Annotated in this window: 1 protein-coding gene; it reads right to left on the bottom strand. The window is 64.6% G+C overall.

All coding sequences use genetic code 11. The features are described from left to right. On the bottom strand, positions 1-353 hold a 353-nt coding region (locus tag AOA60_RS01675), incomplete at both ends, for an AMP-binding protein (RefSeq protein ID WP_143522348.1).

Raw genomic sequence — 353 nt, 5'->3', positions numbered from 1 at the left:
CCAATCGGCACGCTGGCCTTGCCTTCTTCGCGGCAGGTCCAGTGGGTCACGTCGATGGCGGCTTCGGTAGGGCCGTAAAGGTTGAACAAGCCGGCGTTCGGCAACTTGGCGAACACCTGTTGCTGGGCGTCCACGGGCAAGGCTTCGCCGCTGCACACGATGCGTGTCAGGCGGGTGCACTGGGCGACGTTCTCATCCAGCAGGAACACCTGCAGCATCGACGGCACGAAGTGCAGGGTCGTGACCTGGTAACGCTGAATCAGGCTGACCAGGATCGCCGGATCGCGATGGTCGCCAGGCCCGGCAACGGCCAAACGGGCGCCGGTCATCAGCGGCCAGAAGAACTCCCACAC

The sequence above is a fragment of the Pseudomonas sp. 2822-17 genome (assembly GCF_002742485.1).
Classification (GTDB): Bacteria; Pseudomonadota; Gammaproteobacteria; order Pseudomonadales; family Pseudomonadaceae; genus Aquipseudomonas; species Aquipseudomonas cyclaminis.
This window is presented reverse-complemented; position numbering and strand designations above follow the sequence as displayed.